Source organism: Actinobaculum sp. 313 (genome assembly GCF_003073475.1).
In the GTDB taxonomy this organism is placed as follows: Bacteria; Actinomycetota; Actinomycetes; order Actinomycetales; family Actinomycetaceae; genus Asp313.
Window position 1 is genome coordinate 1849062 of the sequence record NZ_CP029033.1, and the last position, 17805, is coordinate 1866866.

A 17805-nucleotide genomic window follows, 5' to 3' on the forward strand; every position below is an offset into this window, starting at 1 on the left:
CGGACTTATTCTGCCGTCCGGGCTCCGTGCAACATTCTACCGCTTACGGCTCTATCAAGAGATGCCCGGTCCATTCCAAGATGCGACCTTGCCCACAACGAGCACACACCAATAGCGAAAGCCGTGCGGAAAGTCCCGGGTTCCCGCCATCTGTGCTACGCGACCCCGCGCTCGTCAAACATATGGGACTCCGCGCCTGGACGCCGGACTTCGTGCCCGCCTTTTCCTATGCCTTCCGGTTGGCGTCCGCCACGGCGTCAAGCGTGGAGGGGATACCAAGTTCCTCGGCCCGCCGATCCGCCATCGTGTTCAGGCGGCGAAGACGGCCCGCCACCGCATCCTTCGTGGCGGGCGGATTGAGCCGCTCCCCCAGCAAGTTCAACGAATCCTCCGGGTAGCGGATACGGAACTCACCCGCCTCACGGAGATTGTCGGGAATATCCTCCCCAAGGATCTCAAAGGCGCGCTTGACCCTGATCACGGCCACGACAGCGGCGTCCGCCGACCGTCGCATATTCGCATCATCGAAGTTCGCCAGACGATTAGCTGAGCCATGCACTTCACGCTCTACACGTAGTTCCTCCCAGCGCAGCACCGAATCGTTTGCACCCATGCGCGTGAGCATCTCCGCAATGGAATCGCCCTCGCGGATATCCACCCGATGCGCCCCGCGCGATTCGCGCGCACGGTAGGGAATCTCCATGCGTCGCGCCAGGCCCCCCAGTGCGTACGCCGCTTCCAGGCTCGGACACACCACTTCCAGTGCAGCGTTACGCCCGGGTTCCAATAGAGAACCACGCGCGAGGAAGGCACCTCTCCACGCTGCGGCCGCATCCGCCTTCGAACCCCCGACAATGGAAGTTGGCAAGCCACGCACCAGACGCCCATGCGTATCCAGGAGGCCCAGCCGACGCGCAATCCGTTCACCATTCTGCGTGATACGGACGACGTACCGATTCGTCTGCCGCGAGGAGGCAGACGTGGTCAGCAGCTCTGGCTGGATGTTGTAGAGCTGATGCACCAGTTCCCACAGATGCCGGGCCGCTCCAGTGTGACTCAGCTCCCCCTGGATAACAACGCGCCCATTGCTGATCTCAAGGCCACCGCTGAACCTGAACATGGCGCAAGCCTCCGCGATAACGCTGGATTGGAGTCGCGGCCGGACGGTTGCCAGTTCGTCCTTCACGGCCTGGGTAAGCGCGGGCATGCCTGATCCATCTTTCTATTCGGTGCACGTCGGTTACTGTGCATTATTATCTTTCGTCAACGTCCCCGAGGATACCCTCGAAAGCGTCTCGGTACGCAGCGGCTAGTCGGAGAGCATCGTGCCGGGCCGAGCCGTCGCCCATTCTAACCTGCCGCAGCAATAATCGCGCCCCGCATTCCGCAGCGGCCGCTTCTGTCTCCCGTATATCGTCAATCGACGACGGATCGGCGACGACGACGTCGAGTCGCAGGTCAGGTGCGTGTGTACGGAACGAACGAATGTGATCGGCAGAGCTCATTCCGCGCGTCTCCTTCTCGGCCAGAAGGTTCAGAGCGAGACCGCGCCGCGCCGTCGTCGCGCACAGGACCTGGCGTAACTCGGGGACCAAAAGGTGCGGAATAACCGAGGTATACCAGGAACCGGGTCCGAAAATCACCCAGTCGGCCGCACTGATTGCTTCGAGGGCCTCGGGTTGTGCCTGCGGATTCTCAGGCAGTAAGCGCACATGCTCCACATGCCCCGGGGTGGTCGCCACCGCAACCTGACCACGTACCAGATGCTCGCTACCGTCCTCGGTGACCTCCGCCTCAATCTCCAGGGGAACCGAGGACATCGGCAGAACGCGCCCCTTGATTCCAAGCAACTGCCCCACCCATTCCAAAGCGGGAACAGTGCCTCCCAACTGTTCCCACATGGAAACGATCAGAAGATTGCCCAAGGCATGTCCGTTCAACGGACCGCTGGAACTGAATCGGTGCTGCAGAACATCCCGCCAGGTTTGCCCCCACTCGCCATCGTCACACAGTGCGGAAAGCGCCATGCGTAGATCGCCGGGCGGGAGAACGCCGAACTCTTTGCGCAGACGACCGGACGATCCGCCGTCGTCCGCTACCGTCACGACGGCGGTCACGTTCTGCGTGATGATGCGCAGTGCCGACAGACTGGCGTAGAGGCCGTGACCGCCGCCAAGAGCGACCACAGCCGGCCCACGCGCTCCCCGTTCCAGCTCCATTACTCTCGCCCCAAATCACGGTGGATGACACGAACGGCATGCCCCCGCTCACGTAGATCCGCGGCAACCGCCTCGGCCATGGCAACTGACCGATGTTTTCCTCCCGTACAGCCGATTGCAATCGTCACATACGGTTTCAGTTCGTGCGCGTACCCCTCCAGGATGCCAGCCATGAGGTTCGAGTAGGACTCCGCAAAGTCTGCTGCCCCATCCTGGCCCAGCACAAAGTCGGACACCGGCTTGTCATGCCCGGTCAAGTGCCGCAGTTCAGATACCCAGTAGGGGTTGGGAAGAAATCGGACGTCGGCCACATTGTCCGCATCCATCGGTAGTCCGTATTTGAAACCGAAGGACATGACGGTCACATGAACCTCGCTGGCCGTTTCCGCTGCCACGAGTTTGCGAATATGCCGAGACAGGTCGTGAACAGAGAACGTCGTCGTATCAATAATCGTGTCAGCGTGTGCACGCAATGACTCAAGTAACTTGCGTTCGACTTGGATGCCGTCCAGCAGCCGCCCGCCTTCCTGCAGCGGATGGGGCGGCGCACCGACTCGTAGCGTTGCACAAGTACGTCATCCGAACAGTCGAGGAAAAACACGCGCATATGTAGGCCGCTGTCACGTAGCTCATCAATGGCGTCTTGAAACTCGGCGAAGAAGCTGCGCGAGCGTACGTCGACGATGACCGCGAGCCGCTGTACGCCCGCGCCCGGTGTTATCAGCCCGGCAAGTGCGCGCAACAGCCGGGGCGGAAGATTATCGACCACGTACCAATCCAGGTCTTCCAGCGTGGCACCCACTTGAGATCTTCCGGCGCCAGACATACCGGTGATAATGAGCAACTCCGGGACCTCGTTCGTGGGCAAGATGGCGTCGGCGTCTTGCTCGGGGATACCGATAGGTATTGACGCGGTGTCATTGATGTCGCTCATACCTGCCATCATGCCACAAAAGTGGCAGGCATCACCCGTCCCCTGTTACGAGACGTGCCACAACAGCACAGAAAACGCGGCGACGCCGAGGCGCTAGGCCGTGTTACGAGGGCGCCTTTTCCGGCGGAGCACCCGGCGCAATGATCGAAACCGGGCCGTGTTACGAGGGAACGTTCCCCGGCGATCCCGAGGCGGGCGGCGCAGTATCGGTGGATGCCGCCGCATTGTCGTTTTCTTCACGCTGCTCGGCGTGCGGGGCTTCGGCGCGCAACGCCGTACTCACCATTGTTGCCAGAGCTGGGCCGATACCCGGCACCGTCTGCAGTTCTTCCGGTGTCGCTCGGCGAATCCGTGCCAGAGAGCCGAACGCGCGCAGAAGCGCTTTCTGCTTGGTAGGCCCGAGGCCGGGGATCGCATCCAGTGCTGAGCGCGTCATGGCCTGGCCACGCTTCTTGCGATGGAAGGTGATCGCAAAACGATGTGACTCGTCGCGTAGCTGTTGCAATAGGCGCAACGCGGCAGAATTGCGGGGAAAAATCACCGGGAAGTCCTCGCCCGGCAACCAGACCTCCTCCAGTCGCTTGGCCAATCCCACCAGGCGAACGTCCGCGCCCAGTTCGTCGATCACGCGCTGCGCGGCATTGACCTGCGGCAGGCCGCCGTCCACCACCAGCAGGTCGGGGCGATAGGCAAAACGACGCGGCCGCCCCAGTGCCGCATCCGCGCCGACACCTTCGTTTACATCGCCGCTGCCGTTCACCCTGCGGACATCAGCCTCATCGCCGCCGCCATCCAGACCGGCGGCTTCGGCAAGGCTCTCCGGGGCTTCCCGTGCCTCCTTCCCGGCGTCCTCCGCGCCACCGGCGTCGTCACCCGCCGCACCGGCAACGAGTCGGCCCAAGCGGCGTCGCAGAACCTCGTCCATTGCCGCCGTGTCATCCGGTACGCCGGTACCTTCTGGCCCTCGCACAATGTAATGCCGGTAGTCGGCCTTCTTCGCGAGTCCATCCTCGAATACCACCATGGAACCGACCTGCTGACGCCCCTGTGTGTGCGAAATGTCGTAGCACTCGATTCGCAGCGGTGCCCGTTCCATTCCCAGTGCGTCGCGCAGCTCTTCCAAGGCCTGAGAACGCACGGTGATATCCGAGGCACGCGCAAGCTTGTGACGTTGCAGGGCCTGCTGCGCGTTGAGATGGACCGTTTCGGCCAGCTTCGCCTTGTCACCACGTCGCGGTGATTTCAGATGTACCGGACCGCCACGCCGCGTCCCGAGCCATGCTTCTAGATCCGCCTGCTCCTCCGGTAGTTCCGGCACCCAGATCTCGCTGGGGAGCGCGCCCAGGGCGGTGTGTTTGCGGTCGTCCACACTATTGGACGACTCCCGCTGCCGGGAAACGGCATCATAGCGGGGATCCGCATATACCTGCATCAACACCTGCGTGATGAGTTCTCCGGTGCTCACACCGGAAACCTCCTCGCTTACCCAGTCCTGTTGGCCACGGATGCGCCCACCGCGTACAAAGAAGACCTGCACGGAGGCTTCTATTTCATCGGCTTCCATACCGAAAACGTCAGCGTCCAGGTTGTCGTCAAATACGACGACGTTGCGCTCTGTCACTGCTTCCAACGCCGCGACCTCGTCGCGCAGGCGTGCCGCCCGTTCAAACTCTTCCGCCTGCGCCGCCGCCATCATCTCGCGCCGTCGCTGTGCGATGGCCGCCGACGAATCTCCATCCATGAACTCAACCACGCCCTCGGCATTCACCCTGTGCTCCGTGGCCGTCACTCGGCCTACGCAGGGCGCGGTACAGCGACCGATATCCGCGTACAGGCACGGCCGCCCGGTGCGTTGTGCCTGCTTGAATTGGCCGGCGGTACATGAACGCATGGGAAAAACCGTAAGCAGGCGATCCAGGGTGTCACGGATGGCCCAGACCTTCGTATACGGGCCGAAGTATCGGGTGCCCGAACGATGCCTTTCACGAGTTATCCACGCACGCGGAAACTCCTCCCCAAAGAAACAGCGAGGTAGGGATAGGATTTGTTGTCGCGGAATACGACGTTGAACCGCGGCTCGAATTCCTTGATCCACGAGTATTCGAGGGTGAGCGCCTCAACCTCGGAACCAACTACCACCCATTCCACTCGGCAGGCGGTGTGAACCATGCGGCGGATGCGGGGCGATAGGGCCATTTCGTCCTGGAAATAATTGGCAAGCCGATTGCGCAGGCTCTTCGCCTTGCCGACGTACAGGACCCGCCCTTCCTCGTCGCGAAAACGGTACACGCCCGGCTGGGCCGGGATTGTGCCCGGCGCCGGACGGTAACTCGCGGGATCTGCCATCAGCGTGCAGCCGCCACCACAGGCGCGAGAAACTCGCCGGTGGCAGAACCTTTACTCTTGGCCACTTGTTCGGGGGTTCCCTCGGCGATGACGCGACCTCCTCCGGATCCCCCTTCCGGACCCATGTCAATGATCCAGTCGGCGGATTTGATGACATCGAGATTGTGCTCGATAACAATCACCGTGTTTCCCTTCTCCACCAGGGACTGCAGAACGGCCAGTAGCTTGCGCACATCCTCGAAATGCAGACCAGTGGTCGGTTCGTCGAGAATGTACACGGTCCGTCCGTTAGAGCGCCGATGCAGTTCAGAGGCCAGTTTGACCCGCTGTGCCTCACCGCCGGAAAGCGTGGTCGCCGCTTGGCCGAGATGAACATAGCCCAGCCCCACCGATTCCAGCGTGGCGAGGTACCGGGTGATGGACTGAATGGGTTCAAAGAACTCACGGGCTTCCCGTATCGTCATATCGAGAACTTCGGAGACGTTCTTACCCTTGTAGCGCACCTCCAGTGTCTCGCGGTTGTAGCGCGCACCGCGGCACACCTCACAAGGGACGTATACGTCCGGCAGGAAATTCATCTCGATTTTCAGTGTACCGTCGCCCTTGCACGCCTCGCACCGGCCCCCTTAACGTTGAAGGAAAAGCGGCCGGGACCGTATCCGCGCACTTTCGCTTCCTGCGTCTGCGCGAAAATCCCCCGGATCTTGTCCCACACCCCCGTATAGGTAGCGGGGTTGGAGCGCGGCGTCCGCCCAATGGGCGACTGGTCCACATGAATGACCTTGTCCAGATCATCAATTCCGGTAATCGCCTTATGCCGCCGGGAACCGTCCGGGCACCGTTGAGCTTGTTGGCAAGCCCCTGGTAGAGGATCTGGTTGACGAGTGTTGACTTGCCGGAGCCGGAAACACCGGTTACGGCAATGAAGCAGGACAGTGGGAAGGATACGGAAATGTTCTGCAGGTTGTTTTCCCGTGCACCGGTGACGGTGATGCGGGCCTTCGGATTGACCGGGCGACGTACCGGGGGCACAGCAATCACCCTCCGACCGGCAAGGTACTGGCCGGTAATGGATTTCTCGTTGGCCACGAGCCCGTCCACGGGACCCGAATACACCACTTCACCGCCGCGCTCTCCCGCACCGGGGCCAATATCAACCACCCAGTCCGCCGTGCGGATGGTTTCTTCGTCGTGTTCGACGACCACCAGTGTGTTGCCGAGGTCACGCAAACGCGTCAGCGTGGCAATAAGGCGCTCATTATCGCGTTGATGCAACCCGATTGAGGGCTCGTCGAGAACATAGAGCACACCGACCAGCCCGGAGCCGATCTGCGTAGCCAAGCGGATCCGCTGTGCCTCACCGCCGGAGAGCGTTGCGGCGCCGCGAGCGAGCGTCAGGTAAGAAAGACCGACGTCGACGAGAAAACCGAGCCGCGCCTGGATTTCCTTGCGCACCTGCGCCGCTATAGCCGCCTGCCGCCTGTCGAGCTGAACGTCGTCAAGGAACCTCTTCGCCTCGTCAATGGACAGGCGACACAGCTCATCAATATTCAGACCGTCGATGCGTACGGCCAGAACCTCGGGCCGCAGCCGCGCTCCGCCGCATGCCGCACAGGGAACCTCGCGCATGTACCCCTCATAGCGGTCACGCGACCAGTCGGATTCGGTTTCGTCATGCTTTCGCATCACGTAGGCAAGAACGCCTTCAAAACCAGTGGCGTATATCCGCTCCCGCCCCCAGCGGTTGCGATACTTCACCTTGACCTTGTAATCCTTGCCACGCAGGATTGCTTGGCGTGCTTTCTTTGGCAACTCGGACCACGGGGTATCCACATCGAAGTCCAGTTCCTCACCGAGTGCCTCCAGCTGTCGAGTGAAGAAGTCTTGATGACCACTCCATGGGGCGATGGCGCCCTGCCTGAGGGTGAGCGAATCGTCAGGAATCACCAGCTCCGGGTCGACCTCGAGTTTCGACCCGATGCCGTCGCAGGCTGGACAGGCGCCATAAGGGGCGTTGAAGGAAAAAGTGCGCGGCTCGATCTCCTCCAGTGCGAGTACGTGATCGTTCGGGCAGGATCGCTTCTCCGAATAGCGGCGCCTACGTTGCGGATCGTCGCCCTCCAGGTCTACTTGCTCGATCACCACAAGTCCGTCCGCAAGCCGGAGTGCGGTTTCAACCGAGTCGGTGAGCCGACTCTTCATGCTGTCACGCGCAACTAATCTGTCCACGACGACGTCGATGTTGTGCCGCAGCTTCTTTTCCAGTTGCGGGGGTTCCTCTAACCTCACCTGTTCACCATCGACGATGGCACGTGAAAAACCTGAGGCGGCGAGCTCGGCAAAAAGATCTTGGTACTCTCCCTTGCGCCCGCGCAGCACCGGTGCCAGCACTTGGAAGCGTGTCCCTTCCGGCAATTCGCTGACTCGATCAACGATTTGTTCTGCGCTCTGCGCCTGAATTCGCTCCCCGCATTCCGGGCAGTATTGCACACCGGCCCGAGCGAAGAGCAGACGCAGGTAGTCGTACACCTCGGTCACGGTACCGACGGTGGAGCGCGGGTTCCGGTTTGTTGACTTCTGGTCGATGGCGACCGCCGGTGACAGTCCTTCGATGAAATCTACATCGGGCTTATCCATCTGGCCCAAGAACTGCCGCGCATAAGAACTCAACGACTCCACGTAGCGCCGTTGCCCCTCCGCGAAAATCGTGTCGAATGCCAAGGAGGACTTCCCTGAACCGGAAAGTCCGGTGAACACTACGAATTCGTCACGCGGAATATCGATGCTGACGTTCTGCAAGTTATGCTCGCGGGCGCCCTGCACGTGGATAACATCATGAGTCACGCCGCAATTCTACATAGAACACGTGTTCGAGCAAAGCGTGGACACCGGGACGTGGCAGCTTCCGCATTTCCCTGGGCTATCAGCGTGTAACCCGCTACGCTTGGTACATGACCACCGTAGCTGTTGAGTACATTTACGACGCGAACAAACTCGATCTCCTGGCACAGGTCCGCCCCAAGCACCGCGAGCATCTCCGCTCGCTTTTCGATGAGGGGAAGTTGCTTGCATCCGGGCCGCTTGGTTCGAGTCACGCTCTGCTTATTGTGGTGGCGGACTCTCCTGAAGAAGGCCTTGCACTCCTTACCGGCGACCCGTTGTTGGAAGCAGGCGTTATCGAGTCGCGTACCGCGCGCGTCTGGAATCCGGTCATAGGACCGTGGAATAACTGATCACTCGGCGGTAGTACTCTGCCGAGGCTGCCTCGGTGGCGACTCGCACGTTATTGGCATGCGCAACGCTCTTGGTGGCATGTCAACACCGCGACTGACCTGACGGGGCCTGGTTCGGTGTCAACGGCGCCGCTAACGGGACACTGCGCGAAAGGCTGGAAGGCCGTTACGCATGCTTACGCGCTTGAGGACCGAAGACCTCAGACTACCTTTCCTGCCTCGTTGTGCCCCATTTTGTCATGACGTCGCGAGACGATCAGCGATGCAACTACTGTGATCAGCACGCACACAATGATGACGCCCAGCGATGCCAGCGGCGGAATCGCCGGAATTGCCTCCAACCACCCCTGACCGTGGCACGCCTCGACGAGCAGTTTTAATCCGATGAAACCGAGAATGGCCGCCAGTCCGTAGTGCAGGTAAATGAGGCGTTCCAGCAGTCCATCCACCAGGAAGAACAACTGCCGCAGGCCCATAAGTGCGAAGGCATTGGCCGCGAAGATAATCAGCGGTTGTTTCGTTAGACCAAATGACGCCGGAATGGAGTCAAGGGCGAACATCAAATCGGCTGAGCCGATGGAGAGTATGCACAGCAGGAACGGCGTAATGTAGGTCCTATTCGCACGACGGACCACTAGTCTATCGCCCACAAACCCGTCCGTGACACGGAAAACTCGCTGTGCCACGCGCACAATCCCATTGGGTTCGTACTCTTCCGGATCCCCTTCGTCACCGCCGGAGACACCCTCTTTGACCTGAGAGTATGCTGTGTAGAGCAAAAAGGCCGCAAAAAGAAAGAATAGCCACGAGAAGCGTTCTAGCAGCGCTGCGCCAAGCAAGATGAAGATCAGACGCAGGACCAGCGCGATGATGATGCCGTATAGCAAGACCTTTTGCTGGTGGGCACGCGGCACCCGGAACGACGCCATGATGATGATGAAAATGAAGATGTTGTCTATAGACAACGAGTATTCGGTGAAGTAAGTGGAGAAGAACTCCACCGAGAACTCCGGGGAGTGCCGGAAGATCATATACACGCCAAAGGCCACGGCGAGCGCGACATAGAACAGCAGCCAGCGGGTGGCCTCACCCAGCGTAGGCTCATGCGGCTTACGGACGTGGCCGACCAAATCCATTGTGATGAGTCCCACGACGAGCAGACCTAGTAGCAGCCACTCTATTGGGTGTACCGCCATGTCGGCGGCAGTTGCGGCGGCAGGCTCCGCCAGCACCGCATGTGAAAGCGGGGAGAGCATATGTTAATCGTTCCTCCGGTAGTTGGTGCCTGAGGTCTCCTCCCGCCATTGCTGGCCTCGGCCCGGACGTAATGCCGTGATGACGAACCGATGTTGTGTGGGAGTACTCCCTCCGGGAGTCATAATACGCGCGTCTTAGCCATTGGCGGCATGCGCACAGCTAGGAACGAACGTGCGATTCCTAACGTGTTCGCCCTGCCCGAACCTCCGCCCTCTTGTTCCGTGCGCGCGCCTCCTTCCTTCGTGCCGGTCAGCGTCGTTTATTTCTGGGCCTGCTGCGCATGCCACAGTTCGCTTTTCAAGTCCTTGATCTCATCCCGGTATCGTGCCGCCAACTCGAAGTGCAATTGCTCTGCGGCGGTATGCATTTGCGCCGTGAGTTCCTCGATGAGCTGTACCAGGCTGCGCGTTCCTTCCGCACGATCCGCCTCCGCCTTAGATGCCCGCCCTTGTGCGTGAGCAGGCTCGCTGCGGTAGCCACCCTCAAGCAGCTCGGCGGTATCGATATCTTCTCGCGCCAGCATGTCGGTTACATCAGCAATCTTCTTGCGTAGCGGCTGTGGGTCAATGCCATGCTCCGTGTTGTATGCGATCTGTTTCTGGCGGCGCCGGTTCGTCTCGTCGATGGCCTCCTGCATATTCGGTGTGATGACCTCGGCATACATATGGACCTCGCCCGAGACGTTTCGCGCAGCGCGCCCGATGGTCTGTATCAGCGACCGCGTTGAGCGCAAAAAGCCCTGCTTATCCGCATCGAGAATCGCCACCAGAGAGACCTCCGGCAGGTCGAGTCCCTCCCGCAGCAGGTTGATGCCGACCAGCACGTCGAACACACCGAGTCGGAGTTCGCGCAGGAGCTTCACGCGTTCAAGCGTGTCTACGTCTGAGTGAAGATACTGCACCTTGACACCGCGATCTGCCAGGTAGTCGGTTAGATTCTCCGCCATTTTCTTCGTCAGCGTGGTGACAAGTACACGTTCTTGGCGTTCTACGCGCAGGCGAATCTGCTCCAACAAATCGTCAATCTGTCCCTCGGTTGGTTTCACCACAATCAACGGGTCTACCAGTCCGGTAGGGCGGATTATCTGCTCGACGACGCCGTCGGACCGCTCGAGTTCATACGGCCCCGGCGTGGCGGAAAGATAGACGGTCTGGCCGATTCGCTCCAAAAACTCATCCCATTTCAACGGGCGATTGTCCAGAGCGGAGGGCAGCCGGAAGCCGTATTCCACCAGTGTCCGTTTGCGCGATGCGTCACCTTCGAACATAGCACCGATCTGCGGAACGGTCACGTGGGATTCGTCAATGATGAGAAGGAAATCCTCGGGGAAGTAGTCGAGCAACGTGTTAGGAGGCGTGCCAGGCCCACGTCCATCAATGTGCCGGGAATAGTTCTCAATGCCTGAACACGTGCCGATGTTTCGCATCATTTCGAGGTCATAGGTGGTTCGCATCTCCAAACGCTGCGCCTCAAGGAGTTGGTTCTGACTACGCAGAGTTTCCAGGCGCTCACCAAGTTCCTCTTCGATATCCGCCGTGGCGCGCGCCATCCTTTCCGGTCCAGCAACGTAGTGCGATGCCGGAAACACATGCGCCTGTCGCACCTCCCGGATGACGTTGCCGTTGAGCGGATGCAACAAGCTCAGTTCATCAATCTCATCACCAAAGAACTCAATTCTGATGGCAAGTTCTTCATAAACGGGGATGATCTCTACCGTGTCTCCGCGCACGCGGAAAGTACCACGTGCGAAGGCGATGTCATTGCGCGTGTACTGCATGGCGACGAACATGCGCAGCAGATCGTCGCGGTCTAGCACCTGCCCGACCTCCAGCTGGACCATACGGTCCACGTACTCTTGCGGTGTGCCCAGGCCGTAGATGCAGGACACTGAGGAAACCACAACGGTGTCGCGCCGGGTGAGCAACGAGTTCGTCGCCGAATGCCGCAACCGCTCCACCTCGTCGTTTATCGAGGAGTCCTTCTCGATAAACGTATCCGTCTGTGGCACATACGCTTCCGGTTGGTAATAGTCATAATAGGAGACGAAGTACTCGACAGCGTTATCCGGCATGAGTTCACGGAACTCGGCCGCCATCTGCGCGGCGAGGGTTTTATTTGGTTCCAGGATGAGGGTGGGACGCTGTACCTGCTCGACCAGCCACGCCGTCGTCGCCGATTTACCGGTGCCGGTAGCGCCTAGGAGGACGATGTCCTTCTCACCAGCGTTAATCCGTTCTGCCAACTCGGAAATGGCTTGCGGCTGGTCGCCCGCTGGTTGGTACGGGGAGACGACGCGGAACGGGCTTTCGGCCCGAACGAGCTCGGTAACAGGACGCATACATTCCAGGCTACTCCGCACGCCACCGGGAGAGCTAACGCACCCGTTCGCCTTTCGCGCAATGCACCGTGCGGAGTGGACAATGGAAGTTCAGGGCGAAGAGGATTAGGGGCAAAGAAGGAGTGTCATGTCCGAGTCAAATTCCGCTTCGGCGCAACGAAACGGGTCCGATACACGGCGTCCCAACCGTGAACCGGTTAGTTCGCAGGAAGCGCATCCGTGGCGCACCGAAGGCCTGCCGGAGATTGACCGCGCGGACGCCGCTTCTCGGCTGCGCGGACGCAACGACAACAATCAAAAATCCAGGCTGCCGAGGTGGCTGCGCACGCTTCTCATTGTCGGTGTTGCATGGGCCGTGAGCTTCATCTTTCTCACACAGATCCAGCGCGCCATCAATCCGGTGGTGGAGCTGCCCTACAACGAGTTCTACTCGCAGCTCCAGAAGAACAACATCGAGACGATTTCCGCCCAGGGCGACAGCATCGAGGGCGAATTGCGGAAGACGACCACCTACGAGGGCCAGAAGTACACCCAGTTCACCACGGAAAGGCCCACGTGGGCGGATGACTCGATGGCGCGCCTGCTGAGTCGCAACGACGTCACCATTACGGCAGTCTCCCCTATCCAGAGATCGAACCCCATTCTTACCCTTGTAGTATCCCTGCTGCCGATAGCTCTGATTTTCGGCTTCTACTGGTGGTTCCTGCGGCGGCAGATGCGCGGAACCTCCTCGTTGTTCGGCTCAAAGCAGCACAAGCCGGTTGATCCATCCGTCAACCGCGTGACCTTCGACGACGTCGCCGGTATCGACGAGGTCGAGGAGCAACTGCGCGAGGTCGTCGACATGCTGCGTGACCCGGAAAAGTACACGCGGCTGGGCGCGAAGATTCCCCGCGGTATCTTGTTGGAAGGTGGACCTGGCACGGGAAAGACCCTGCTTGCCCGTGCCACTGCCGGAGAGGCCGATGTTCCGTTCTTCTCGATTTCAGCGGCAGAAATCGGCGGAATCCTGGCCGGCAAAGGCGCCTCCGATGTGCGGTCCCTGTTCGAGGCTGCCCGCAAGGTGAGCCCGGCGATAATCTTCATCGATGAGATTGATGCCATTGGCCGGTCTCGTTCGCAGGTTAATTCGATTGGTTCCAATGAGGACCGTGAGCAGACCTTGAATCAAATCTTGACCGAGATGGACGGATTCTCCGCCACGGAGAGCATTATCGTTATCGCCGCCACCAATCTGGCCGAAGTACTCGACAGCGCTCTTACTCGTGCCGGACGCTTCGACCGCACCATCACCGTGTCCCCGCCGGACCAGAGTGGCCGTGAGGCGATCCTTCGAGTTCATACGCGGGGCCGCCCACTCGATCCGACGGTTTCTCTGGCGGCGGTCGCCAAGTCCACCCCGGGCCTTACCGGCGCCGACTTGGCAAATCTCGTGAATGAGGCCTCCCTCCTAGCCGCGCGGCGTGGTGCGCAAACCGTCGAAATGTCCGATTTCACCAATGCTTTAGAGACGATCCAACTGGGTGTGGAACGGGCCGTCGTTATGGACCAGGCCGAGCGGGAACGAACCGCTTGGCACGAGGCCGGGCACGCCCTGCTCGGCATGATCCAACCCGGCGCCGACCCGGTGCGTAAGATCTCCATCATTCCGCGTGGCCGCGCCCTCGGCGTCACTCTCTCAACCCCGGAATCGGACAAGTATGGCTACGACAAGGCCTATCTACGCGGTCGGATCATCGGGGCCCTCGGCGGTATGGCTGCCGAGCAGGAGGTCTATGGCGTAGTGACAACCGGTGCCGAATCCGATCTTCGCACCGCCACCGGCATTGCCCGGCAGATGTTCGGACGCTGGGGCATGTCGGAGAAAATCGGCCCCGTCCAGGTGTACCCGGTTGAGGGTGACCCCCGCTCACAGGGGGTGTCCGACGAGCTTCTATCCGCAGTCGACGACGAGGTGCGCGCCCTCCTTTCAGAATGCTATGCAGAGGCGCGTCGCTTGCTGGCAGAACACCATGATCAGCATCAGGCGCTCGTGAATGCTCTCCTGGAGCAGGAGACTCTGGATGAAGATGATGCCTACCGCGTGGCCGGTATCGCTAAGCACTCCGACGCGCCGCGGATCGCCGCCAAGTTTGCTCCGCCCTCCAGTGCAACGCCGGATGCCGCTGTCATACAGCAGGACTGAGGCCTCGATGCGGCTCGAACAAGCACTCTGGCGAGTTGCGGCTGTCGCTTGTCGGCAGGTGAACGGCCCCTGTACACCTGATGTCGGCCGTGGGCCACGGTCGGCCATCATCGGGCTGCGCTTGGTGGCAGGGCTCTTAGGCTCGCTACGCCAACAATTGGCCGGGCAGGAGGACAACGGCCTATTGTTCTTTCTCAGGCACCACCGCTAGGTAGAAGCGCGGGTCCGCACTGCACCAGCTTCCGCCCCCAAGCGGCACGAATCCGGAGCGGGAAAAGACGGCTGCGATAGTGTCGTAAGCGCAGGATGTGTTATCGCCACCGGGGCCGGGCCGGGTGAGCAGAGTGCCATCCCGCCCCTGAGGATCGGGGGCCCCCTGTTTCAGAGGTGAGGTCGTTCCGTACAGTAGACCTTCCTCGCATTGCCGCGTACGCAAACCCCAATGGGCAAGCCGCGCCTGTGCACGCGCAAGGTCATGAGGTGTAGCATGCGGCGCGCCTTCATTCGAGGTACCCGCATACAGGTTCCTCGCGTAAGGCCGCAGCCATGACGCCCACAGGTCATCAACCTGCGCTTGTAGAGCCTGCTGCGAACCGGCATTCTCCAGCCACATGTCTGCCAGATGTTCCAGAGATTCCTGCGGAGGCTGCGCGGCGAGGCGAGCAGCCGCATCCTCGGCTGACATTCCCCGTGCTTGCACCAGACGCGACAGTCGCACATCACGGTCCGCCGCGACCACAACATTCGCATGATAGGCATTTTCACGCGGACTGCCGGCGAGCAGCGCCAGCTCAATAATCACGATTCCACTTGGATCGGCGCGCTCCCATCGCTCTAGGTGCTCATCTGCGAGCGCCCAGGTCCGCGGGTGCGTTATGGCAGAAAGCCGAGCGCGAGCTGCGGCGTCGCCGAAGACAACATGCGCTAACGCTGCTCGATCAACGCGGCCGTCACGGACGGTGTCAGGCCATTCGGCAGCAACTTCCGCTACGGCCGAGCCACCCGGCGCAAGCACCTGCCGGGCAACAGCGTCTAGTTCCAGTACATGCGCGCCGCGCGTGGCGAGCATCCTCGCCACCGTCGACTTCCCGGAACCGATTCCACCGGTCAAGGCAACGGTCAACATGCTGCATCCTCTCCTTTTGCTTCTGTGGGCGTCGCCTCGGCATGCACGTAGCATGCAACGCAAACAGGCCCGCGTGGTCACGGTTCCGTTCGGCTACACGGCGAGACTGCACGCCCACTCGGCGATCCCGCTTGCCTACGCCGCAGTTCCACCCGCTGGGCGGAGACGGCGGGATTTGAACCCACGAAGGCCTTTAGCCGACGCCGTGGCCCCAGGTTCGCGGTGGAGAATGGGGGATTCGAACCCCGCGGGTCTCCGACACCCGTTGGCCACTGCGCACGGTGCGCTGATCGGTAGCCGGACGATAGCACTGGTTGCCATCTGAATGCTATGCGTTTCATCGTAGTCCACGCCCGCGAAACCGGTACGCCAAGACTATTACCCTGCGTACGCCCAGGTCATCCCGTCACCGGCGACCATGCCCGCGTGCTGGTACCCACTGCTATCCCATCGTGACTCATGGGTGTGCATTGCTACGATGAAGGTACTAGTCTCGGAATATGAACCTCACGGATGTCTCCATTGGAATTGGAACCTGGTACATGGGCGAACAGGCACGCCTGCATGATAGCGAGGTCGCCGCGATCCGCCACGGACTCGATCTTGGCCTGCACGTTGTTGACACGGCGGAGATGTACGGCAGCGGAGCAGCAGAGGAACTCGTAGGCGAGGCCATCGCCGGTCGTCGCGATGAGGTCTTTCTTGTTACGAAGGTTCTGCCGAGTAACGCCTCCGCTCGTGGAACGCGCCGCGCACTCGAAGCTTCGCTACGTCGCCTCCGCACCGACCATGTGGATCTGTATCTGTACCACTGGCGGGGCGGGCACCCGCTGGCCGAGACCGTTGACGCGCTGGAGGAGGCCGTCAGCGACGGCCTGATAGGAAGATGGGGCGTATCAAACTTCGACATGTCAGACATGGCCGACTTGGAGGAGATCGGCGCCGTTCCCGCCGCCAATCAGATTCTCTATAATCTCACCCGCCGCGGGCCTGAATATGATCTGCTGCCCTACTTGCGCTCTGCCGGAATTGACATTATGGCCTACTCACCGCTGGAGCAGGCGCGCCTCTTCCACGGCCGCAATGGAAAACATCTTGCTGGCATCGCGGCGGACCTGGGTGTATCGCCTGCCACCTTAGCGCTGGCATGGGTGGTTCGCGACGGCGGTATCGTTGCCATTCCGAAAACGAGCCATCGCTCGCGGATGGAGGAGAACGCCGCGGCGGCTTCGCTCAAACTGGATAGCTCGGTGCTGGCCGAACTCAACGTGTTGTTTTCACCGCCCACCGGCCCTGAACCGCTGGAAATGCTCTAACACAGGCGAAAGAAGAGCGTCATGTGCACAAACATAACCGGGTAGCCCCTCTCGGGCGGCTACCCGGTTATCTCACGGCCTCAGCCTCTAGCGGCTCTATTACCGCCCGGCAGCGCCGGTCAGTTTGAGTGGCTCAGCTTGAGTGTCTCAGCGCGTCTCATCCTCATAATCGCAGATGCGCTGCACCTTGACTCCACTGCGCGACTGCGGGTCAAACTCGTTCGCCAAGTAGTTCTCCAGCAGCACCTTCGCGGTCTCGATGCCGAGTACCTGAGATCCCATGGCAATGAGATTGGCATTATTGGAGAGCGTCGCCCGCTGTGCCTGGTAGACGTCCGTTACGCAGGCGCAGTAAGCGCCCTTGACTTTGTTGGCGGCGATGGAGACACCAATACCGGTACCGCAAACGACTACACCGCGGTCAGCCTTGCCGGCCACGACATCTTCCGCAACCTGCACGGCGACATTGGCGTAGATCGGGTCATCAGCACCGTAGTCGATAACTTCATGGCCAAGCTCCTCGGCCTTGGCCATCAGTGCCTTCTTAAATTCAGTAGCGTTCGGATCGCATCCGAAAATGAGCTTCATACGTACTCCTGCCTCATTGTTTGTGTAGCCGCGCATCATTCCGCCGCCACAACGGGTGGGCATCGTTGGCCCGCTCCTCATTCTATGCGCATGAGCCGCGCATCGACTGGACAACGAAAACGCCTCCAGCGTACTCGACACTCGTCTCGCCCGTCAGGATGCCGTTTATTGCCTGTTCCACAGCCGAAAACCGGTCATATGCGCACGTTCCAAACGGTGCGGTGGTCATTTGTCCAAGCAATCCGATGGTGGCGGGGCGGTGC

At 60.7% G+C, this 17805-nt stretch carries 9 protein-coding genes and 3 pseudogenes; 3 read left to right on the plus strand and 9 right to left on the minus strand.

The genetic code is table 11. The annotated features are described in order from the left end of the window. Positions 1-226: 226 nt before the first annotated feature. The 5 genes and pseudogenes from whiA to uvrA all read right to left on the minus strand — a co-directional run bounded on the left by whiA (position 227) and on the right by uvrA (position 8343). The gene (gene whiA, locus DDD63_RS08070; RefSeq protein WP_108715940.1) at positions 227-1207 is read right to left on the minus strand and encodes a DNA-binding protein WhiA; all 981 of its coding nucleotides are present in this window, start codon (positions 1205-1207) and stop codon (positions 227-229) included. A 46-nt stretch (positions 1208-1253) separates the two neighbouring features. Next, positions 1254-2219: a uridine diphosphate-N-acetylglucosamine-binding protein YvcK gene (yvcK, locus tag DDD63_RS08075; RefSeq protein ID WP_108715941.1), complete on the minus strand. Its 966-nt coding sequence runs from the start codon at positions 2217-2219 to the stop codon at positions 1254-1256. Beyond that, positions 2219-3153, minus strand: a pseudogene (gene rapZ, locus DDD63_RS08080) (RNase adapter RapZ). Before rapZ ends, yvcK begins: the two are co-directional and overlap by 1 nt. Before the next feature lie 160 nt (positions 3154-3313). Next, a pseudogene (gene uvrC / locus DDD63_RS08085) lies at positions 3314-5499 on the minus strand (excinuclease ABC subunit UvrC). Continuing rightward, a pseudogene (gene uvrA / locus DDD63_RS08090) lies at positions 5499-8343 on the minus strand (excinuclease ABC subunit UvrA). Before uvrA ends, uvrC begins: the two co-directional pseudogenes overlap by 1 nt. A 107-nt stretch (positions 8344-8450) precedes the next feature. Between uvrA and DDD63_RS08095 the strand changes: the two are divergent. Beyond that, positions 8451-8732: a YciI family protein gene (locus DDD63_RS08095; protein ID WP_108715942.1), complete on the plus strand. Its 282-nt coding sequence runs from the start codon at positions 8451-8453 to the stop codon at positions 8730-8732. A 200-nt stretch (positions 8733-8932) separates the two neighbouring features. Here the strand turns inward: DDD63_RS08095 and DDD63_RS08100 are convergent, their stop codons facing one another. Both DDD63_RS08100 and uvrB read right to left on the minus strand, forming a co-directional pair. Further along, positions 8933-9988: a TerC/Alx family metal homeostasis membrane protein gene (locus tag DDD63_RS08100; RefSeq protein ID WP_346426204.1), complete on the minus strand. Its 1056-nt coding sequence runs from the start codon at positions 9986-9988 to the stop codon at positions 8933-8935. Between the two features lie 260 nt (positions 9989-10248). Next, positions 10249-12327 carry an excinuclease ABC subunit UvrB gene (gene uvrB / locus DDD63_RS08105; RefSeq protein ID WP_108715943.1) on the minus strand — a complete coding sequence of 693 codons (2079 nt, stop codon included), beginning with the start codon at positions 12325-12327 and terminating at the stop codon, positions 10249-10251. Between the two features lie 127 nt (positions 12328-12454). Here uvrB and ftsH point away from each other — a divergent pair, with 127 nt between their 5' ends. Next, a complete protein-coding gene (gene ftsH / locus DDD63_RS08110; RefSeq protein WP_108715944.1) occupies positions 12455-14512 on the plus strand; it encodes an ATP-dependent zinc metalloprotease FtsH in 2058 nt (685 codons plus the stop codon). A gap of 181 nt (positions 14513-14693) precedes the next feature. Here the strand turns inward: ftsH and coaE are convergent, their stop codons facing one another. Further along, positions 14694-15638, minus strand: a complete 945-nt coding sequence (gene coaE / locus DDD63_RS08115; RefSeq protein ID WP_164505499.1) for a dephospho-CoA kinase — start codon at positions 15636-15638, stop codon at positions 14694-14696. A 500-nt stretch (positions 15639-16138) separates the two neighbouring features. Here coaE and DDD63_RS08120 point away from each other — a divergent pair, with 500 nt between their 5' ends. After that, a complete protein-coding gene (locus DDD63_RS08120) occupies positions 16139-16954 on the plus strand; it encodes an aldo/keto reductase (protein WP_108715946.1) in 816 nt (271 codons plus the stop codon). A gap of 147 nt (positions 16955-17101) precedes the next feature. Here DDD63_RS08120 and DDD63_RS08125 read toward each other — a convergent pair whose 3' ends face one another. Continuing rightward, the gene (locus tag DDD63_RS08125) at positions 17102-17605 is read right to left on the minus strand and encodes an RpiB/LacA/LacB family sugar-phosphate isomerase (protein WP_240611224.1); all 504 of its coding nucleotides are present in this window, start codon (positions 17603-17605) and stop codon (positions 17102-17104) included. Positions 17606-17805: the final 200 nt, after the last annotated feature.

What these genes read in the sequence shown, in the direction of transcription:
- DDD63_RS08100 (WP_346426204.1), bottom strand. Translation starts at nt 9,988, where the DNA reads ATGCTCTCCCCGCTTTCACATGCGGTGCTGGCGGAGCCTGCCGCCGCA.
- yvcK (WP_108715941.1), bottom strand. Translation starts at nt 2,219, where the DNA reads ATGGAGCTGGAACGGGGAGCGCGTGGGCCGGCTGTGGTCGCTCTTGGC.
- DDD63_RS08120 (WP_108715946.1), top strand. Translation starts at nt 16,139, where the DNA reads ATGAACCTCACGGATGTCTCCATTGGAATTGGAACCTGGTACATGGGC.
- DDD63_RS08125 (WP_240611224.1), bottom strand. Translation starts at nt 17,605, where the DNA reads ATGCCCACCCGTTGTGGCGGCGGAATGATGCGCGGCTACACAAACAAT.
- uvrB (WP_108715943.1), bottom strand. Translation starts at nt 12,327, where the DNA reads ATGCGTCCTGTTACCGAGCTCGTTCGGGCCGAAAGCCCGTTCCGCGTC.
- ftsH (WP_108715944.1), top strand. Translation starts at nt 12,455, where the DNA reads ATGTCCGAGTCAAATTCCGCTTCGGCGCAACGAAACGGGTCCGATACA.
- whiA (WP_108715940.1), bottom strand. Translation starts at nt 1,207, where the DNA reads ATGCCCGCGCTTACCCAGGCCGTGAAGGACGAACTGGCAACCGTCCGG.
- DDD63_RS08095 (WP_108715942.1), top strand. Translation starts at nt 8,451, where the DNA reads ATGACCACCGTAGCTGTTGAGTACATTTACGACGCGAACAAACTCGAT.
- coaE (WP_164505499.1), bottom strand. Translation starts at nt 15,638, where the DNA reads ATGTTGACCGTTGCCTTGACCGGTGGAATCGGTTCCGGGAAGTCGACG.